The 18,490-nt window shown below is 68.2% G+C and carries 12 protein-coding genes; 8 read left to right on the top strand and 4 right to left on the bottom strand.

Going from position 1 to position 18,490, the window contains the following annotated elements; all coding sequences use genetic code 11:
- Positions 1–8 precede the first annotated feature (8 nt).
- The 5 genes from flgK (at position 9) to C1O66_RS20050 (ending at position 8,730) form a co-directional block, all read left to right on the top strand.
- Entirely contained in the window at positions 9–2,003 is a 1,995-nt protein-coding gene (flgK, locus tag C1O66_RS20070; RefSeq protein WP_102769817.1) for a flagellar hook-associated protein FlgK, read from the top strand.
- Positions 2,004–2,036: 33 nt separating this feature from the next.
- Positions 2,037–3,257, top strand: coding sequence for a flagellar hook-associated protein FlgL (gene flgL, locus C1O66_RS20065; RefSeq protein ID WP_102769816.1), 1,221 nt, complete (start codon positions 2,037–2,039; stop codon positions 3,255–3,257).
- A 27-nt stretch (positions 3,258–3,284) separates the two neighbouring features.
- Positions 3,285–4,463 carry an EAL and HDOD domain-containing protein gene (locus C1O66_RS20060; protein WP_102769815.1) on the top strand — a complete coding sequence of 393 codons (1,179 nt, stop codon included), beginning with the start codon at positions 3,285–3,287 and terminating at the stop codon, positions 4,461–4,463.
- A 38-nt stretch (positions 4,464–4,501) separates the two neighbouring features.
- Positions 4,502–7,972 (top strand): PAS domain S-box protein, encoded by a 3,471-nt coding sequence (locus C1O66_RS20055; protein WP_133155307.1) that lies wholly within the window; start codon positions 4,502–4,504, stop codon positions 7,970–7,972.
- 155 nt (positions 7,973–8,127) lie between these two features.
- Positions 8,128–8,730 (top strand): response regulator, encoded by a 603-nt coding sequence (locus C1O66_RS20050; protein WP_102769813.1) that lies wholly within the window; start codon positions 8,128–8,130, stop codon positions 8,728–8,730.
- On the opposite strand, the gene C1O66_RS20045 is transcribed toward C1O66_RS20050, so the two are convergent.
- Positions 8,709–10,304, bottom strand: a complete 1,596-nt coding sequence (locus tag C1O66_RS20045) for a sensor histidine kinase (RefSeq protein ID WP_165794711.1) — start codon at positions 10,302–10,304, stop codon at positions 8,709–8,711. The two genes, C1O66_RS20050 and C1O66_RS20045, sit on opposite strands and share 22 nt — an antisense overlap.
- Positions 10,305–10,668: 364 nt before the next feature.
- Between C1O66_RS20045 and C1O66_RS20040 the strand changes: the two genes are divergently transcribed.
- From C1O66_RS20040 to C1O66_RS20030, 3 genes are read left to right on the top strand one after another with little or no spacing between them, the layout of a single operon-like run.
- Positions 10,669–11,097, top strand: coding sequence for an Hpt domain-containing protein (locus tag C1O66_RS20040; protein ID WP_102769811.1), 429 nt, complete (start codon positions 10,669–10,671; stop codon positions 11,095–11,097).
- Positions 11,094–13,361 carry a putative bifunctional diguanylate cyclase/phosphodiesterase gene (locus C1O66_RS20035; protein WP_102769810.1) on the top strand — a complete coding sequence of 756 codons (2,268 nt, stop codon included), beginning with the start codon at positions 11,094–11,096 and terminating at the stop codon, positions 13,359–13,361. Before C1O66_RS20040 ends, C1O66_RS20035 begins: the two co-directional genes overlap by 4 nt.
- A 30-nt stretch (positions 13,362–13,391) precedes the next feature.
- The gene (locus C1O66_RS20030) at positions 13,392–15,290 is read left to right on the top strand and encodes a diguanylate cyclase domain-containing protein (protein ID WP_102769809.1); all 1,899 of its coding nucleotides are present in this window, start codon (positions 13,392–13,394) and stop codon (positions 15,288–15,290) included.
- A gap of 136 nt (positions 15,291–15,426) precedes the next feature.
- Here C1O66_RS20030 and C1O66_RS20025 read toward each other — a convergent pair whose 3' ends face one another.
- From C1O66_RS20025 to C1O66_RS20015, 3 genes are all read right to left on the bottom strand, one after another.
- A complete protein-coding gene (locus C1O66_RS20025) occupies positions 15,427–16,803 on the bottom strand; it encodes a methyl-accepting chemotaxis protein (RefSeq protein WP_102769808.1) in 1,377 nt (458 codons plus the stop codon).
- Positions 16,804–16,912: 109 nt separating this feature from the next.
- A complete protein-coding gene (locus C1O66_RS20020) occupies positions 16,913–17,626 on the bottom strand; it encodes an RNA polymerase sigma factor FliA (RefSeq protein WP_102770387.1) in 714 nt (237 codons plus the stop codon).
- Positions 17,627–17,644: 18 nt separating this feature from the next.
- On the bottom strand, positions 17,645–18,469 hold the full coding sequence (locus C1O66_RS20015; protein ID WP_207796041.1) for a MinD/ParA family ATP-binding protein: 825 nt from the start codon (positions 18,467–18,469) through the stop codon (positions 17,645–17,647).
- Positions 18,470–18,490 lie beyond the last annotated feature (21 nt).

Raw genomic sequence — 18,490 nt, 5'->3', positions numbered from 1 at the left:
CGCCAGCCATGAGCGGATTGCTGTCCATCGGCGTTCGAGCCATGTTCGCCAACCAGGCCGCCTTGCAGGCGGTTGGGCAGAACATTGCCAATGCCAACACGCCCGGCTATTCGCGCCAATCGGTGGTGCTGACCACGCCGGAAGGCCAGTTCACCGGCGCCGGCTACTTCGGCAAGGGCGTGACCATCGAGACGGTGGAGCGCGCGCACAACGAATTCCTGACCCGCCAGGCCTACACCACCAAGGCCATCGCCCACATGGACTCGACTCGCATGAGTCAGCTGTCCCAGCTGGAGAAGATCTTCCCGCCCGGCGAGACCGGCCTGGGTGCCGCCGCCGGCCAGTTCCTGAACGCCATGGTGGACGTGAGCAGCCGCCCCTCCGACCCCTCCGCCCGCCAGGTGGTGATGGGCCGCGCCACCGAGGTGGCGGCGCGCTTTTCCAGCGCCGGCCAGCAGCTGGTGGAGCTGCAATCGGGCGTGGTCAGCGACCTCAAGGCCAATGTCGATGTGGTCAATGAGCTGAGCAAGCAGATCGCCTTTGCCAACGACCAGATCTCGCGCGCCAACGGCAATGGCCACACCCCGAATGACCTGCTGGACCAGCGCGACAAGCTGGTCTCCGAGCTGAGCAAGTACATCCAGGTCTCGACCCTACCCGCCAGCGACGGCACCCTGGGCGTGTTCATCGGCGGCGGCCAGCGACTGGTGCTGGGCGCGCAGGCGCAGGAACTCAGCGTCACCCAGGACCCCTACGACAGCTCACGCGCCGCGCTCAGCATCAGCGATTCCGGCGGCCCGCGCTCGCTGGACGAAAGCGTGCTGACGGGCGGCTCCCTGTCCGCCCTGCTGCAGTACCAGAACAAGGATCTGCAGGACGCTCGCAATCTGTTGGGCCAGATGGCCGCGGCCCTGGCCTCACGCGTCAACGGGCAGCAAGCCCTGGGCCTGGACCTGTCCGACCCGCCGGGCAAGGGCGTGCCCATTTTCGGCTTTGGTCAGCCGCGCGCCTTGCCCGCCACCACCAATGCGCGCGCGCCCGATGGCAGCTTTGCCTCGAACGTGAGCATGACCATCACCAACGCCAGCCAGCTGCAGGCCAGCGCCTACCGCCTGGAGAGCGATCTCAGCGGCTCCGGCACCTACAAGCTGACCCGGCTCAGCGATGGCTACACGCAGAACGTGGCCGATGGCGACACCGTCGATGGCTTCAAGATCAGCTTCGGCGCCACACCGCCCGCCCCGGGTGACTCCTACCGCCTGGAACCCGTGGCCCAGGCCGCCGTGGAAATGCGTCGCGTGCTGGAGCAGCCCACCGGCATCGCCGCCGCTTCGCCCCTGACTGCCACCACCAATGTGGACAACAAGGGCTCAGCCACGGTCAATTCCATCTACGCCGTCAACGACCGTTTCGATGCCACCAAGCTGCCCATCAGCCTGGCTTTTGGCGACCCCGATCCCGCCAACCCGGCCAAGCTGCAGTACACCCTGACCCTGGCCGATGGCTCGGTGCTCAACGGCACCTGGGCCGCAGGCCAGAACATCGGCAACGAGCCCAATGCCGTGCCGCCGATCGATCTGGGCTTCGAGATGAGCCTGAACGGCGTGCCACGCAAGGACGACACCATCTCGCTGGAGCGCACCCAGTTCCCCGCCACCAACAACGGCAATGCCAAGGCCTTCCTGAACATCCAGGGGGAAAAGTTCGTCGGCCAGCGCCAGCGCCCTGACGGCAGCATCGCCGTGGGCGCCACCATCAACGAAGCCTATTCCGCCACCATGAGCGAGATCGGCTCGCGCGTGCAGGGTGCCACCTACCTCTCCAGCGTCTCGGTGGCCGTGGCCGCCGATGCCGAGCAGACCCGGGCCGGCCAGGCCGGCGTCAACCTCGACGAAGAAGCCGCGCGGCTGATGCAGTTCCAGCAGGGCTACCAGGCCGCGGCCAAGGTGCTGCAGGCCGCGCAAAAGCTGTTCGACGAGCTGCTGCAGATGGCGGCCCGCTGATGGCGCGCCCGCGCCCCAACCAGGAAGACCACCATGCGCCTGTCCACCGCCAACATCTTTGACAGCAGCATCGCGACCCTGCAGCGCCGCCAGGAATCCATGCAGGCCTCGCAGCAGCAGCTCACCACGGGCAAGAAGATCACCAAGGCCAGCGACGACCCGACCGGCGCGGCACGCTCCGAGCGCGCTCTGTCCACCATCGGCCGGGTCGATGCCAACCAGCGCGCGCTGGAGGCCAGCCGAAACGGCATGACACTGAGCGAAGCTGCGTTGGGCGACGCCAACGAGCTGCTGCAGCAGATGCGCGAAACCATGATCGCCGCCGGCAACGCCAGCTACAGCGATGCCGAACGCGCCGGCCTGGCCAACAAGATTGCCGGCCTGCGCAACCAGCTTCTGGCCATCGCCAACCGTGGCGACGGCGCCGGTGGCTATCTGTTCTCGGGCCAGGGCGCCAGCGACCCGCCCTTCCTGGACCAGGCTGGCGGCGTGCGCTTCAACGGCGTCTCGGGCTCCATCCAGACCGGCAATATCGACAACTTCCCCCTGACCGTGGACGGCCGCCTGGTGTTCGAACAGGCGCGCAGCGGCAATGGCACGTTTGAGACCGGCCCCCTGCCCAATCTGATCTCGGTGCCGCCCGGCGTCGCGCCCAAGGGCTGGATCGACGCCGGCCGCACCGCCGATCCCTCGCTGCTGACCGGCCACAACTATCTGATCGAGATCAGCGGCGCCAGCCCGGCCCAGACCATCACCGTGACCGACACCGACCTCGGCACACCGGCCTTCAGCGCCCCCTTCACGCCCGGCAAGGCCATCACCTTCGACGGCATGGCCGTCACCATCTCCGGCCAGCCGGTGGATGGCGACCGCTTCGAGGTCAAGCCTTCGACCAACTCGCTCAAGCTCTTTGACGTGCTGGACCGCACCGTGGCCGAGCTGCGCACGCCGCTGCGCACCGGTGTGGAGATCTCGCAGTCCAACTCGGGCCGGGTGCGCGATCTGGATGCGGTGATGACGAACTTACAAAATGTTCGCAGTCAGTTGGGTGAGAGGCTGAATAATCTGGACGGCACCGAATCCCGCATGGCCGCACTCAAGCAGTACAACCAGGCCGAGCGCTCGGCCGCCGAAGACCTGGACATGGTGCAAGGCATCTCCGACTTCCAGAACCAGCAAACCGGCTACGACACCGCCCTGAAAACCTACGCCATGGTGCAGCGCATGTCGCTGTTCCAGTACCTCAATGTTTGAACACCCCCGTATCGGATCCGCGGAGTCATGAACCATCCCATCCTGAGCGCTCTGGCCCTCGGCTACACCCCCTTGATCGACCGCCAGCGCATGGTCACGGCCACCCGCCTGACCGTGATCCCCTTGCGGCCGGACGCCCAGCTCGACGCGGCCGATCTGCTGGCCGCCGTGTCCGAGGTCTGGCCCGCGGGCGGGCCCCAGGTCATCCTCAATGTGCTCAACGAAGGCCTGCTGCAGGAGCTGCTGCGCGCCGAAGCGCCGGCCCATGTGCAGTTCGAGGTGCCTGCCTTCATGGCCGCCGATGCCGGCCTGGGCGAGGCGCTGCGCGCACTCAAGAAACGCGGCAACACCCTCTTGCTCAAGGGCCGGCCCAGCGCCGCCCTGCCGGCCGAGCTGAATGCTTGCTTTGCCCAGCAGGTGCTGGATCAGGACGAGGAACACCGCGCGGGCGAGGCCAGCGCCCTGCCCCGCCTGGTAGCCGGCCTGCGCAGCGCGGCCGACATCGACGGCGCTTTCGGCCGCGGTGCCGCCGGCGTGATCGGCTGGCCCATGCAGGGCGCCTACGAGGCACCGGCAAATGCGCCGCGCAGCGAGATCCAGGCCGATCTGCAGGTCATCGTCGAGCTGATGTCGCGGGTCGATCAGGATGAAGACATCGAGCGCCTGGAGCAAACACTCAAGCGCGACCCCAGCCTGGCCTTCAAGCTGCTGCGCTACCTGAACTCGGCCGCCTTCGGCCTGCCGGTCGAGGTGTCCTCCTTCCGCCACGCCATCATGCTGCTCGGCTATCCGCGCCTCAAGCGCTGGCTGGCCCTCTTGCTGACCACAGCCAGCAAGGACCACAGCATGCGCCCCATCATGTTTGCCGCCCTGCGCCGCGGCCTGCTGATGGAAGAGCTGGCCAAGAGCATGAGCGACAGCGAGCTGCGCGACGAGATGTTCATCTGCGGCCTGTTCTCGCTGCTGGACCACATGCTCAAGCAGCCCTTCACCAAGCTGCTGCAATCCATCCCCATGCCCGAGCGCGTGCGCCAGGCCCTGGTCGATGGCAGCGGCCCCTACCAGCCCTATCTGGAGCTGGTGCACGCGATCGAGAACGAATCGGTCTACGACTTCCGCGCCGCCGCCGAACAGCTGATGCTGGGGGCGGAAGAGATCAACCACTGTGTGCTGCGCGCCCTGAACAAGGCCGCCCAGCTCGAGTGAACGGGAACCCGGCCGGGCGCCCCGTAAACTCGGCGCACATGTCCGCTCAACTGTCAGCCCAGCTTTCCCTCCTGCCCCAAGACCTCGCCGCCCTGCGCGGGGTGTTCGGGCTCATCAGCGACCCGGTGCTCCTGCTCGGCGAAGCGCTGGAGGTGCTGGAGGCCAACCCGAGCGCGCAAAGCCTGCTCGAGCAGGCCGCGGGCCTGAGCGGCGGCAAGGGCTTGCACGGCCTGCAGACCAGCCATGGCGGCCGTGTCGGCGACTGGCTGCGCCTGGCCAGCCGCGCCCTGCTGGACGGCCGCCAAGGCCCGCCGCCCACCGGCATCAAGCTGGCCAATGGCCAGCGCGCCCTGCTGACCCTGGTCGCCCTGGAACCCCGCGCGGACGATGCCGCGCGCTGGATGCTGCATGCCCGGCCGGAAGAAAAACACCGCGGCAAACCGGCCGCGGGCAAGCTGGCCGGCGCCGCCGCCGAACACCCCCACGAAGGCCCAGCCCTGAGTGGCGACGCCAAGGCGCGCGAAGCCTTGCTGCGCGAGAACACCGAGCGCGCCCAGGCCGAGCTGGCCCAGTGGTTCGAGATGAGCCCCCTGCCCATGTGCAGCTTCGATGCCCAGGGCCTGCTGCTCAAGGTCAACAGCGCCTTCACCGCCTTGTGCCTGCAGCCGCCCAGCACCTTGCACGAGGCCGACCCGGCCATCCAGCAGCTGCTGGCCTGGGAGAACGGCCGACTGGCCGAGGCCCTGAGCGCGCATGAAGACGGCCTGCTGACACAGGCCACCCTGGTGGACCCGGCCGGCCGCACACGCTGGCTGCTCGGCCGCTTGCGGCCCCAGGCCGGCAGCAGCGGCCCGGCGCGGCGCTATCTGGCCGTGCTGGAAGACCGCAGCTCCGAGCAGGAGCGCGACCTCGCCCACCAGCAGCTCGATGCCTTGATGGACACCGCCGGCGTCGGCCTGGCCACCTTCCAGCAGGATGCCGGTTGGCTGCGCCCGCGCACGCCGCGCAGCCCGCCGGGCGGCGCCCATCTGGGCCAGGCCGCGGCCAGCCAGCGCAACTCCCTGGCCAGCCTGCAGGGCGTGGGCCGCGACATCGTCGAGCCCAGCTCGCTCCATGAATTCGAGCGCCTGCAGCGGGCACTCAAGAAAGGCGACCGCATCGAGGTTCGCTACGCCGTGCGCCACCCCGAGCTGGGCCGGCGCTGGCTGCTGACCCGGGTCGAGCCCGGCCAGCTGGCCTCGGGCAAGCGCACCACCTCGGTGGTGACCCTGGACGTCACCGCCCAAACCCAGGCCGAAACCCGCAGCGAACAGCTGCTGCACGAGCTGACCACCATCATGGACAGCGCCAGCCTCGGCCTGGCCTATTTGCGCGGCGACCAGTTGGTGCGCTGCAACGGCGGTTTCGAGCAAATGCTGGGCCTGCCCGGCCTGCAGCATGCCGGCACGCCGGTGGCCCAGCTCTTCGCCGCCCTACCCGAGCTGGCCCAGCAGGTGCAGGAAGCCCTGCCCACGCTGCAGGCCCAGCAGACCTTCGAGGCCGAGTTCCTGCAGGTCGGCAGCGAAGCGGCCCAGCCGCGCTGGCTCTCGCTGAGCCTGCGCCAGGTGCGCGCCGCGTCAGAAGCCAGCGAGCTCGAGAGCGGCCCGCCGCGCGAGAGCGAAACCATCGCCGTGATCAGCGACATCTCCCGCCTCAAGGCCCAGCAAGGCGAGCTGGAAGCCCTGGTGCAGGACCGCGAGCTGATGTTCAGCCTCTCCGATGTGGGCATCGCCATCTTGCGCAAGGGCCGCATCGCCCGCGCCAATGACGCCCTGGCCGCACTGACCGGCTACCGCATCCACGAACTCGGCGGCCTGGCCCATGAGGCCTTGTTCGAGTCCCCCCAGGATTTCGAGCATCTCAGTGCCGAGGTGCGCGAGGCCTTGCAGCGGCAGGGCCTGTGGCGCGGCGAGCGCCGCGTGCGCCGCCAGGACGGCAGCGTGCTCTGGATGCAGGTGAGCAAGCGCGTGATGCGGCCCGGTGCACCGGACGAAGGCATCATCGCCACCTACGTCAATGTGGACGACCGCTGGCGCGCCCAGCAATCGCTGATGCTGCAGACCGAGCGCGAGCGGGCGGTGCTGGACTCGGTGCTGGTGGGCATCGTCACCGTCGGCCGCGGCGGCATCGAATGGATGAACCGCTCGGCGCGGCGCATGTTCGGCGGCGACCTGAGCGAGTTCGCCGGCCAGCCCATGAGCATCGTCGCCACGCCGGCCTCGGACCACCCCTTCCGCCAGACCCATTACCTGGACGAGCTGACCGAGGGCCAGACCGAGGCCTTCGAGTGCCGGCTCAAGGCCCGCGATGGCCGCGAGTTCTGGGTGGTCGGCAATGTGGTGGTCACCGGCACCCGCGGCAGCGGCCGCCAGCTGACCTTTGCCCTGCTGGACATCGACCGCCGCCGCCAGGCCGAGGCGCAAACCCTGCAGGCCCAGGCCTCGCTCAGCCGCATCATCGAAGCCGCGCCCCTGGCCATCAGCCTGCACGACGCCAAGACCCTGCGCGTGGAGCAGATCAACCAGGCGGCCGCCGCCCTGGCCGGCCGCACCGAGGACGAGCTGATGGGCGCCAGCCCGGAAGACCTGTTCGGCCCGCTGCAGGGCGAGATGATCCGGCGCGATATGTTGAGCGCCCTGTCGGCCAGCGCCAGCACCGTGCTGCAGCGCGAATACCGGCTCGGCGAAGGCGAGCGCGAGCGGGTCTGGGATGCGCGCATCCTGCACCTGGCCGGCACCGGCGACAGCCCGGACGCCATCGACGAAGGCACGCCCGAACAGCTGCTGCTGGTGGCCAGCGATGTGACCGAGCACCGTGCTGCCGAAGAGGCGCGCCTGCAAGCCGCCATCTCGCAGCGCGAGCTGCTGGTGCGCGAGGTGCACCACCGCATCAAGAACAATCTGCAAGGCGTGGCCGGCTTGCTGCAGCAGATCGCCGCCCGGCGCCCCGAGGTGGCCAGCGTCATCAACGAGGCGGTCGGTCAGGTGCAGGCAATTGCCCAGGTCTACGGCCTGCAGGTCGGCAGCTCCGGCCCGCTGCGCCTGCGCCGCGTGGTGGACGCCATCATCGGCTCGGTGCAGCGCATGAGCGGGCGCCAGATCGCCAGCCATATCGAGGGCCTGACGTCTGAGCGGGTCAATGACTGGACCCTGCCCGAGGCGGAATCCATCCCGATCGCACTGACGCTCAACGAGCTGCTCAGCAATGCGCTCAAGCACAGCCCGGCCGGCGCCGTCAGCTGCACCCTGCACTGCGGGGTGGACAGCGTCAGCGTCGCCATCACCAACCCTGGGACCCTGCCGCCGGACTTCAGCCTGGCACAGGTGCCCGGCGGGGTCTCGGGCCTGGGCCTGGTGCGCGCCCTGCTGCCGCGCCGCACGGCACGGCTGAGCCTGGAACAGCAGGGCGATCTGGTGGTCTGCCGGGTCGAGCTGCTGCAGCCCAGCGTCAGCCTGCAAAGCGAACACTGAGCCGCCGCAGCCGATACGCCGCGGTCGAAAAGCCGAGCCCGCACAGCCCCGTACTCACCCCAGGACGCCCCGGTCCCCGGTTTGGGCGACAATGCCAGCAAACACAAGGTCGGCAGCAGCCGGCCGCATTCCAGCACAGCGGGGGACCTCCAGCGGTGAGCAGCAAGGGCAAGATTCTCGTAGTGGACGATGACCGTCTGGTTCTGGCGACCCTGACCTATGGTCTGGCGCAGGCCGGTTTCGAAGTCATCGATGCCGACAATGGCGACGACGCCATCCTGTTGGCGCGCGAGCACCGCCCCGAACTGGCCCTGCTGGACATCCGCATGGAAGGCCTGAGCGGCTTCGACGTCGCCGCCTACCTGCGCGAGTACCTGCAAATCCCCTTCATGTTCCTCTCGGCCTTTGCCGACGAAGAGACCGTGGCCAAGGTCAAGGAGCTGGGCGCCGTGGCCTACTTGGTCAAGCCCCTGGACATCCATCAGATCGTGCCGGCCGTGGAAGCCGCCTTTGCCAACCGCCGTCAGGGCGGCCCGGCCGAGCCCACCCCGGCCGCGCGACGCGAGCCGCACCCGGTGCTGGACGAGGTGCAGGCGATTGCGGTGGGCGTGCTCATGCACCGTTACTCGCTGTCGCGTGCCGATGCCTTGGCCCGGCTGCAAAAGCTCAGCGCCAGCGAAGGCCGCTCGGACACCGAACAGGCCCGCCTGCTGGTCGAGGCCCTGGAGATGCTGGCTCAGCCAGCCAATGTGAAGTAGAAGCGGGCGCCCTCGCCCACGGCCGATTCGGCCCAGATGTCACCGCCATGGCGGCGCACGATACGCCGCACCGAAGCCAGGCCCACGCCGGTGCCCTGGAAATCGCTGGCGCTGTGCAGGCGCTGGAACACACCAAAAAGGCGGTCGGCAAAACGCATGTCGAAGCCGGCCCCGTTGTCGCTGACGCGGTAAGTCCATTGCCCTTCTTCAAGCTGCGCCTCGAATCGGATCTGCGCCTGCGCGCACTTGGCGCTGTACTTCCAGGCATTGCCGATGAGGTTCTCCAGCACCATGCGCAGCAAGGTCGGGTCGCCTTGCACCACCATGCGTGGCTGAATGTGCACAGTCACCGAACGCTCGGGCGCACTGCGACGCAGCTCTTCGACCACAAAACCGGCCAGCTGCGAGAGGTCCACCGGCTGGCGCGCCAGCGGCTGGGCCGAGAGCTGGGACAGGGACAGCAGGGAATCGATCATGCTGTTCATGCGCGCGGCCGCGCCCATGACCCGGTCCAGGTGGTCGTTGCCGATGCGGTCCAGCAGGCGGCCGTAGTCTTCTTTCAAGATGCGGGCAAAGCCCTCGACCACACGCAGCGGTGCGCGCAGATCGTGCGACACGGTGTAGCTGAAGGACTCATGCTCGCCCGGGTCCACGGCCGCAGGCGGGGCCGGTGGCGGCAGAGGCGGCAGCACGGCCAGGGCATAGCTGCCCGAGGCGTCGGTGTAGGGTTTGGGCAGTTGGCCGCTCAAGCGCTCGCTCAGTTCGGCCGGGAACTGGGCCTGGCAATCCTGCCAGCGCTCGCCCACCCGGGCGCCGGCGGCAGCGGCCTGGGCGTTCTGGGCCAGCAGCACCACCGGCGGCGCCACGCTGAGCAGCCAGGCCGGGCCAGGCACCGCATCCAGCCAGGCGGTGCTGGCCTGGGCCGGGGGCAGGCTTGGCACTGCCGCCGCTTCGGGCTCCAGCAGGCGTGCCGTGCCGCAATAGCCTTCGAATCGCCCCTGGGCATCCCAGCGTGCCAGGCCGCGCAGCACCCAGGTGCCCGGTGCCAGCTCAGGCGCGATCGGCTGGAGCTGGAGCTCAAATTCCGCTGCCTGGCGGCTCAGCTGCTCGCGCAGGTCGGCACCTTCGGGCAGGTCTTCACCGGGCGCCAGGCGGAAGCGCTCCCAGAGCGTCTGGCAATGCGTGCTGCCCACCCACTGCGAGCTGAGCACATCGCGCGGCCCTTGCCAGCGCACCAGGTGGTGCTCGGCGTCGGTGGCCCATTGCCAGCCGGTTTGCAGCTGCGAAAGCAGGCGGCTGTGCTGGCGTGCTTCGCGCAAGGCCTCATGCATGCGCTGGCGCGTCAGGCGCACGCCCACATGCCAACCCAGGCCGGCCAGCAACAGGGCCAGCACGGCCGTGCAGAAGACCGTCAGCACCACCACGGCCACGCTCAAATGCGCGGCATCTTGCAAGGTGATGAACCAGGCCATGGCCGCCAAGACCAGCAAGCCCAGCACCAGCGCCAGTGACGCAGCGGCGGCCCGACGGGGCAGTCGGCGTGTGCTGGCACGGGCATCGCTGAGGCTGTTCATGCGAGTCATTGTACGGAGCGCCTGCCCGGCTTTTGGGCAGTCGCCGGAAACGCCGGGCGAGAGCGCCGCAGACGCTTGGATCAATTGCTTGACACTGCGGCTACATTCCATCAGTGACTGCCGGTTTTCCCCCTCCCTGCTGCCGTGATCCATTTGGCCTTTTCCAAGCCGACGGGACGCTGCACAAGGGGCAAAATAGGCAACTTCCGTCCGGCCTTTGGTCGGCCACAAAAGCACATATCGAGGGGTCTCTTGGGAGCGCAAGCTTTGTCATTCCAGCCACGCTATTCTGAGCCGCTGCAGCACGGCCGCTCCGCGCGTTCCGCCGGTCTGACACACTCGCCCCTGCCCCGCGTTTCCTGACATGTCCACGCCCACGCCGATTCCTTCCCCACTCGCCGAGCCGGTCGAAGCCAGCTTGGCGGCCGCCGCGAGCTCCTGCCTGGACCCGGTGGCGCTGGACCGCCTGCGTGAGCTTGACCCCGACGGCCACAACAAGCTGATCGAGCGGGTGCTGGCCGCCTACCTCAAATCCCTGGACCGCCTGCTGCCCGAGCTGGCGGCGGCGCGCGGGGAACAGCTGGACTTGAATGTGGTGCGCCATGTCAGCCACACGCTCAAGTCCTCCTCAGCCAGCCTCGGGGCCATGGCCCTGGCCGAACGCTGCGCCGACATCGAAACCCGCGCACGCCAGCAGCAAAGCGAGGGCCTGGAGGGCTTGCTGGACGCGATGCTGGCCGACATTCAGCAGGTCAAGCTGGCCCTGGCCAGCCTGGCCCCGACGACACCATGAAATCAGCCGGCCCCCAGCTCGACGACGACCTGCCCGCACGCGCCAAGGTGCTGCTGGTCGATGACGACGAGGTCAATCTGCTGATGACCAGCGCCGCCCTGCAAGAGCGCGGCTTCGACGTCACCTCGGCCAACAGCGGCGCGCAGGCGCTGGACATGATTGCCCATATGTCGCCGGACCTGATCGTGCTGGACGCGATGATGCCGGTGCTCGATGGCTTTGAAACCTGCACCCGCCTGCGCGAGATCCCAGGTTTTGAATCGACGCCGGTGTTGATGCTGACCGGCCTGGACGACGAGGCCTCGATCAACCGCGCCTACCAGGTCGGTGCCACCGATTTCTTCGTCAAGTCGCCTCAATGGAGCCTGCTGGCCGGGCGCCTTCGCTACCTGCTGCGCAGCTCACGCACCCGCATCGAGCTGGAGCGCAGCAAGGCCCGCCTGGCCCGCGCGCAAGACCTGGCCCGCATGGGCAGCTTCGAGTGGCATCTGGGTGGTGGCTTCACCCTGGCCGCCGAGGCGCTGCGCGTGTTCGGCCGCGGCCCGCAAGAAGGGCTCGATTTCATCGGCGTGATGCGCATGATCCCGCACGAGGAGCGCACGCTCTTCCTGCGCCTGCTGCGTGACGTGATCGCCCACAACTCGGTGCTGGTGACCGATCTGCCGGTGACCCTGCTCGATGGCCGCCAGCGCGTGGTCCACATCGAAGCCGAGCCCGAATTCAACGAGCATGGCAATGCCAATGGCTACACCGGCGTGATGCAAGATGTGACCGACCGCCGCCAGGCCGAGGACCGCATCCGCCAGCTGGCCCACTTCGATGCCCTGACCGGCCTGCCCAACCGCCGCCAGCTGATCTGGCGCGTCGAGCGTGCCATCGAGCAGGCGCGCCGCGGCGGCCATGAGGTCGGCCTGCTGCTGATCGATCTGGACCGCTTCAAGATCATCAACGACACCTTGGGCCATGCCGCCGGCGACGAGCTGCTGATCGAGGTGGGCCGGCGCCTGCGCGCCTGCGTGCGCCATTCCGACCAGGTCATGGAAGGCATGCTGGAAACCATCGGCGGCCGCTCGCACCGCACCCTGGAGGCCGTGGGCCGCCTGGGCGGCGATGAATTCGTGGCCCTGCTGCCCGAGATTGGCGACGAGCGTGATGCCGAGCGGGTGGCCGAGCGCGTGCTCGAGGCCATGCGCGAGCCCATCTTCATCTCGGGCCAGGAATGCTTTGTCACCGCCAGCGTGGGCATCGCCATCTACCCGCGCGACGGTCTGACCATGGCCGACCTGCTGCGCAACTCCGATGTGGCCATGTACGCGGTCAAGTCGCAGGGCCGCAATGCCGCCGCCCTCTACACCCCGCAGCTGGCCGGCCAGGGCCGCGAGAAGCTGGAGCTGGAAAGCGCCCTGCACAAAGCCCTGGAGCGCGGCGAGATCGTGCTGCACTACCAACCCAAGATCGATGTGCGCGCCGCCCGCATGGTGGGTGCCGAGGCCTTGATGCGCTGGAAGCGCGGCGACAAGCTGGTGCCCCCGGGCGACTTCATTCCCCTGGCCGAGGAAACCGGCCTGATCGTGCCCCTGTCCGAGTGGGCGCTCAAGGAAGCGGCCCGCCAGGCCAAGGTCTGGCAGCTCAACTTTGGCTTCTCGGACTCGATCGCCGTCAACCTGCCCAGCCGCATGTTCGAGCGCTCCGATCTGGTCGAGCACATCCACCAATGCGTCAGTGCCTATGGCGTGCCGCACCGGGCGATCCAGCTGGAGATCACCGAAAACAATCTGATGAAGGATTTGCAGAACGTCATCCCGGCCCTGCACCGGCTCAACGAAGTGGGCGTGGAAATCTCCATCGACGACTTCGGCACCGGCTACTCCTCGCTGGCCTATCTGACGACGCTGCCCATCTCCGAGGTCAAGATCGACCGCACTTTTGTGCGCGATCTGGGCATCACGCCGCAGAGCTCGGCCGTGGTCACCGCCATCATCGCCCTGGCACGGGCCATGGGCTTGCGCGTGATCGCCGAAGGCGTGGAGACCCTGCGCCAGATGGATGTGCTGCACCGCCTCGGTTGCAGCCTGATGCAAGGTTTCCTTTTCAGCAAACCGCTGCCGCCGGAAGAAATCGAGCAATGGCTTGCACAAACCGTGCTGCCACGCAAAGCGCCCTGGATTGCCCAGGCCCACAGTGATTTCGAGGGCGATCCGGGAGGCAGCCTCGGCAGCCTGAGCGGCGGCCCCTTGCGCCCGAGTGGCGGCAAACTGCTCTAGCGCGCCCCAGCTTCAGCCAGCACAACACCGATGGACGAATCTCGCCGCCCCACGCCTCTGCCCGCCAACTCCGCCCGCAAGCCGGGCGCCACGCCGCCGGCCCAGATCGCCAAGGCAGCGCTGCTGCGCCTGGCCCAGGCGCAGCTGGAGCCGACGCCGGAAAACTACGCCCGTGCCTACGCCATGGAATCCGGCGTCGAGGCCACGCCCGCCGCCCTGCCCGAGCGCGCCCAGGCCCTGCTGGCCAAGCTGCTGAGCATGGGCGTCAGCAACGCGCAGGCGCGGCTGGAGCTGCAGGTCTGCGTGCGCGAGTCGCGCTGGGATGAAGCCCTGCGCGAGCTCGAACGCCTGCAGCGCAGCGAGGGTCCCAGCGCCCAAGGTGAAGCCATGGCCCAAACCCTGGAGCGCCTGGTGCGCGGCCTGGAACGCGGCGGCCGGCAATGGACCGTCGCGCGCAAGAAAGACGGCCTGCAGCGCGTGCTGGAAAACAACCGCAGCGACGGCCAGCGCCTGCTCAAACGCCTGGACCAGTTGGTCAACAGCTGGGACGGCGATGTCGCCGATGCCAGCATCGCCACATCGGAAGAGCCCGGTGGCACGCCGAGCCAGTTTTTTGCCGAAGAAGACTTCGCGCCCAGCACGGTGGAGGCGGCCGACAGCGAGCTGACCGCCGGCGGCGAGGGCTCGGCCCCACTGACTTTCCGTGCCGCCGGTGCCGGTCTGAGCAGCCCCTGGCCGGGCATCGAGACCAGCTTGCACGGCACCGTCCAGCATGCACTGAAGAGCCCCGAAGGCTATGCCGATGAGCTGATGCGTCAGCTCGACGCCGCCCATCTGGACCTGCTGGCCGGCGGCCCCACGCCCGAGAAGGCGGCCTTGATCGAGGCCTTGTGCCAGCGCGCCCGCCATCTGCTGGACCACCGCCAGCATCTCTTCGGCGAGCTGGGCGAGCTGTGCCGCGAGTTGAGCGCCAGCCTGGTCGACCTGGCCGAGGACGATTCCTGGGCCAAGGGCCAGTGCGAGGCCATGAACCAGACCCTGGAGCAGGGCCTGAGCGGCCGCGGCGTGCGCTCGGTCACCGAGATGCTGGGCGGCACGCGCGAGCGCCAGCGCGCCCTGCGCGAAGAACGCAGCCGCGCGCGCGATTCCCTGAAAGCGCTGATCCACCAGATGCTGGCCGAGCTGGGCGAACTGGGCCAGCACACCGATCGTTTCCAGAACAGCGTCGGCCGCTATGCCGAGGTGATCGAGAAAGCCGATTCACTGGAAAGCCTGACCGGCGTGGTGCGCGAGATGGTGGAAGAAAGCCGCAGTGTGCAATCCCTGGTCAAGCAAACCCAGGAACGCCTGACCCTGGAGCACGACCGCGCCAGCAGCCTCAGTGCCAAAGTCGCCGAGCTCGAGGGCGAGTTGCAGCGCCTCTCCAACGAGGTGCAGACCGACCAGCTGACCCAGATCGCCAACCGCCGCGGCCTGCTGGCCGCCTTCGCGGTCGAGCAGGCCAAGGCCGAGCGCGAGACCGGCGACAACGCCCTGATCGCCCTGGCCCTGCTGGACATCGACAATTTCAAGAAGCTCAACGACACCCTGGGCCATGGTGCCGGCGATGTGGCGCTCAAGTCCCTGGCGGAGCGGGTGTCACAGCACCTGCGTCCGGGTGACCTGGTGGCGCGCTACGGCGGCGAAGAGTTCGTGCTCATGCTGCCCAGCACGCCGGTGGTGGAAGCGCAGGCGGTGCTGCAGCGCCTGCAGCGCGCCTTGTCGGCCAGCCTCTTCATGCACGAAGGCAAGGATGTGTTCGTCACCTTCTCGGCCGGCGTGACCCTGTACCGGCCGGGCGAAACCCTGGAAGCGGCGCTGGACCGCGCCGATGTGGCGCTGTACGAGGCCAAGCACACCGGCAAGAACCGCGCCTGCGTGGCTCCCTGAGCGTCGCCATCAAAATCCTTCTGGCGTCGTTGGCCCGGCTTGCCGTACTGAGCGTACTGTCTGCTCCGGTCCGCCTGGCCAGAACCGCTTCGCTGGCTTTTGCTGGCAACTCTGATGCTCAGAGCGCGCCAAGGCTTCAAAAGCCGAAGGCCAGACGCAAACCGCCCCAATGCCGCCCCTGCACGGTGATGGGCGCTGAGGCCTCCTTCAGCAGCACAAAGCGGCCGCCGCCCATATCACGCCGGTAGGTCTGCAGCAGAAACGGCCGCTGGTTGCGCGCCGAAGCCAGGCCGGTGCGGTCATTGAAGATGCGGCGATAGCGGCTGTTGGCGCTGTTCCACACCACATCACCCGGGCGTTGAGGCTGGCAGTACTTCTTGTTGTGGGTGGGCACATAACCGTTGCGATCCACGGCAATGCAGAACACGATCTTGTCGTCGAGCTGCAGCACGGGCTCCTGCACGGCCGGGAACAGGCGGTCCGTGAGCTCGACAAAGTCGGTCAGATGCTGAGCCGGATCGCTGCCTGCCAGAGGCCGATAGCGTTCATCAAAGAGCTGAGCCATGCTGATCTGACGGCGGGCCACGGCCTCCTCCAGCAGGGCGCTGATGCGGGCCGCGGCCTGCTGGGCGGCGGCGATGAAGCGGGCATCCTCGACCTCGACGCCGGAGCCGGCAATCTGCTCGATCAGCTCTTCCGAGAGCTTCAAGAATCGATCGCTGCAGGCGGTGGCCACCTGCAGGCTGCCGCGCGCCTGCTGGATGTCGGCCGCCAACTCGTCCGCGCGGGCGCCGAGCGAGGCACTGATTTGCTCGCTCTGGCGGGCGGCATCGGCGATGTGCAGCACATCCTGCTCCACCGCGGCAAAGGCCTGGTGGATGGCGCTTTGCTGGGCCAGGCCGCCGCTGGCGCTGCGCAGCTCGATGCTGAAGCGTTCGATGCGGGCGTCGAGGGCCGACAGCGTGCTCATGATGGCCTTGGACGAACCGTCGACCTTGCCGGCCAGGTCCTTGACCGCATCGGCCACCACGCCAAAGCCCAGGCCGGCTTCGCCAGCGCGCTTGGCTTCGACCGAGGCATTGAACGCAACGAGACGGGTCTGCAGGGCGATCTTGCTGATGTCCGAGGCCGCGTCAGCGACCTCGTGCAGGGTCTGGACGATGCCGCCCACCTCATCGCCCACGCCGGACAAGGCCTGGCGGGCGCGCTGCACGGCCTGACGGCTTTGTTCGCTGGCCCGGCTGATGCCTTGCTGGGCCTGGCGCACCTGGCCCAGCTCGCCCGACAGAGCGGCCATGGCCTGGGCCTGGGCATCGACAACTTTCTGTGTGTCATCCAGTACCCCGCGCACCTCGGCGGCATCGCGGCCGACATGGGAGACCGAACGGGACAGGCTACCCAGCAGCTGGGTCAGCGCCTGGGTGCTGGGCGCCGCGGCGCCCGCAGCTGATTCGTGGTGCGCGATGGGCACGCTCGATCGGGTGGCGGATTGGCGCTTGGAGCCAAAGAACATGGCGTCTCCTCCCTAGAGTCGCGGCCGGCTCCGAGACCGAGCCTGACCACCCGGAAGGGTAGCAGCAAGAGCTGGGCGCCGCTTGGATCTGAAATTACGGCAGCGGGGCTTACCAGTCGCGCAGCTTGACACGCAGGCGGGCGATGGCCTGGCTGTGCAGCTGGCAGACGCGCGATTCGGTGACCTTGAGCACGACCGCAATTTCCTTGAGGTTCATGTCGTGCTCGTAGTACATGCTCATCATGTACTGCTCGCGCTCGGGCAGGTTCTTGATGGCGGCGACCAGGGCCTCGCGCATGCGATGGTCCTGCAGCTTCAACATGGGGTTGTTGCTGTGGTCGGCCACATGGCGGTCGAGGAAGTCCTCGTCGCCTTCGTCGCCCGACATGTCTTCCAGATAGACCAGTTGGGTGCCACGCACCTTGCCGAGCAGGTCCTGGTACTCGGCCAGGGGGATCTTCATCTCGGCGGCGATCTCGCTTTCGACCGGGGCACGGCCCAGCTCTTGCTCGAGCTTGCGCACGGCGCCTTCGATCTCGCGCTGCTGGCGGCGGGTGCCACGGCTCATCCAGTCGCCGCCGCGCAGCTCGTCAAGCATGGCGCCGCGGATGCGCTGGGTGGCAAAGGTCTCGAACTGCACGCCCTGGCCGACATCGAAGCGCGAGAGCGCGTCGGTCAGGCCGATCAGGCCGACCTGGATCAGGTCGTCGATCTCGATATTGGCGGGCAGCTTGGCGATCATCTGGTGCGCCAGACGTCGCACCAGCGGGCTGTATTGCTTGATCAGCGAGGAGTTATCGAGGCGGCCTTTGGCGGTGTACATCATCAGCTCCTGCGTCAATCAAAGAGTGGCTGCCATGGCCGGGCGCCCTGCACCCATCATGCGCACGGGCGGGCGCAGCGGGCTGGCGTTGACCGAGGCTTCCAGCGCGGCTCCCGGCGGGGCGGCCAGCAGCAGCTCACGGGCCAGATGGCGGATCTCCGGGGAGACCGGTGCCGTCGGCGGTGTCTTGGGGTCCAGGCAGGCCCAGTCGCGCAGCACGGCACCGAGGAAACCATCGGCGCAGGAGCTGATCTGCTGGGCAATGCGATCCGAGAGGCGCAGCTGCGGCGAGCTGGCCAGCAGCAGGCTGTAGACCATCAGGCCGGCGCGGCTGGCCAGCCATTTCATGCCGGCGTAGGCATGGGTGACGCTCATGCTGTCGGTGTCGGCCAGCAGCACCGGGCGCACCTCGCGCAGGGCGACCACACGGGCCAGTTCGGCCGCGCTGGCGTGCAGCAGCACGACATCGGCGAAGGGGGCGGCATCGGTCACGGCTTCCAGGAACTGGGCGGCCGAGCCGTTGGCGTTGATGTAGCGCATGGGCAGGCCACGCGCGGCCAGATAGGACACATCCTTGGACAGGCTTTCTACGCAGGAGGCCAGGTCCACACTCGCCAGCTCCGAAGGCTTGGGCGAGCTCTCACCGGCATCGACCACCAGGGTGTGCAGGCCCAGCTCGGCGAAGGCCGCGCACAGGCCTTCCAGCAGCACGCCGCCGCCCACCACATGGGGGTTGCTGACGACCGGGATGAAGCGCACCCGCGAGCTGGCGAACAGGCGGCGCAGGCCATGGGCCTGGTCCTGCGGGGCGTGGGATGAAGCAGAGGTGTGAGCGTCGCGCATGATGAGTGGGGTCTCGTGTGG

Origin of the sequence: Paucibacter aquatile, assembly GCF_002885975.1 — a bacterium.
Taxonomy (GTDB): Bacteria; Pseudomonadota; Gammaproteobacteria; order Burkholderiales; family Burkholderiaceae_C; genus Paucibacter_A; species Paucibacter_A aquatilis.
The sequence above is the reverse complement of the archived record's forward strand: the minus strand, read 5'-3'. Positions and strand labels throughout refer to the sequence as shown.

What these genes read in the sequence shown, in the direction of transcription:
- flgK (WP_102769817.1), top strand. Translation starts at nt 9, where the DNA reads ATGAGCGGATTGCTGTCCATCGGCGTTCGAGCCATGTTCGCCAACCAG.
- flgL (WP_102769816.1), top strand. Translation starts at nt 2,037, where the DNA reads ATGCGCCTGTCCACCGCCAACATCTTTGACAGCAGCATCGCGACCCTG.
- C1O66_RS20060 (WP_102769815.1), top strand. Translation starts at nt 3,285, where the DNA reads ATGAACCATCCCATCCTGAGCGCTCTGGCCCTCGGCTACACCCCCTTG.
- C1O66_RS20055 (WP_133155307.1), top strand. Translation starts at nt 4,502, where the DNA reads ATGTCCGCTCAACTGTCAGCCCAGCTTTCCCTCCTGCCCCAAGACCTC.
- C1O66_RS20045 (WP_165794711.1), bottom strand. Translation starts at nt 10,304, where the DNA reads ATGAACAGCCTCAGCGATGCCCGTGCCAGCACACGCCGACTGCCCCGT.
- C1O66_RS20040 (WP_102769811.1), top strand. Translation starts at nt 10,669, where the DNA reads ATGTCCACGCCCACGCCGATTCCTTCCCCACTCGCCGAGCCGGTCGAA.
- C1O66_RS20035 (WP_102769810.1), top strand. Translation starts at nt 11,094, where the DNA reads ATGAAATCAGCCGGCCCCCAGCTCGACGACGACCTGCCCGCACGCGCC.
- C1O66_RS20030 (WP_102769809.1), top strand. Translation starts at nt 13,392, where the DNA reads ATGGACGAATCTCGCCGCCCCACGCCTCTGCCCGCCAACTCCGCCCGC.
- C1O66_RS20025 (WP_102769808.1), bottom strand. Translation starts at nt 16,803, where the DNA reads ATGTTCTTTGGCTCCAAGCGCCAATCCGCCACCCGATCGAGCGTGCCC.
- C1O66_RS20020 (WP_102770387.1), bottom strand. Translation starts at nt 17,626, where the DNA reads ATGTACACCGCCAAAGGCCGCCTCGATAACTCCTCGCTGATCAAGCAA.
- C1O66_RS20015 (WP_207796041.1), bottom strand. Translation starts at nt 18,469, where the DNA reads ATGCGCGACGCTCACACCTCTGCTTCATCCCACGCCCCGCAGGACCAG.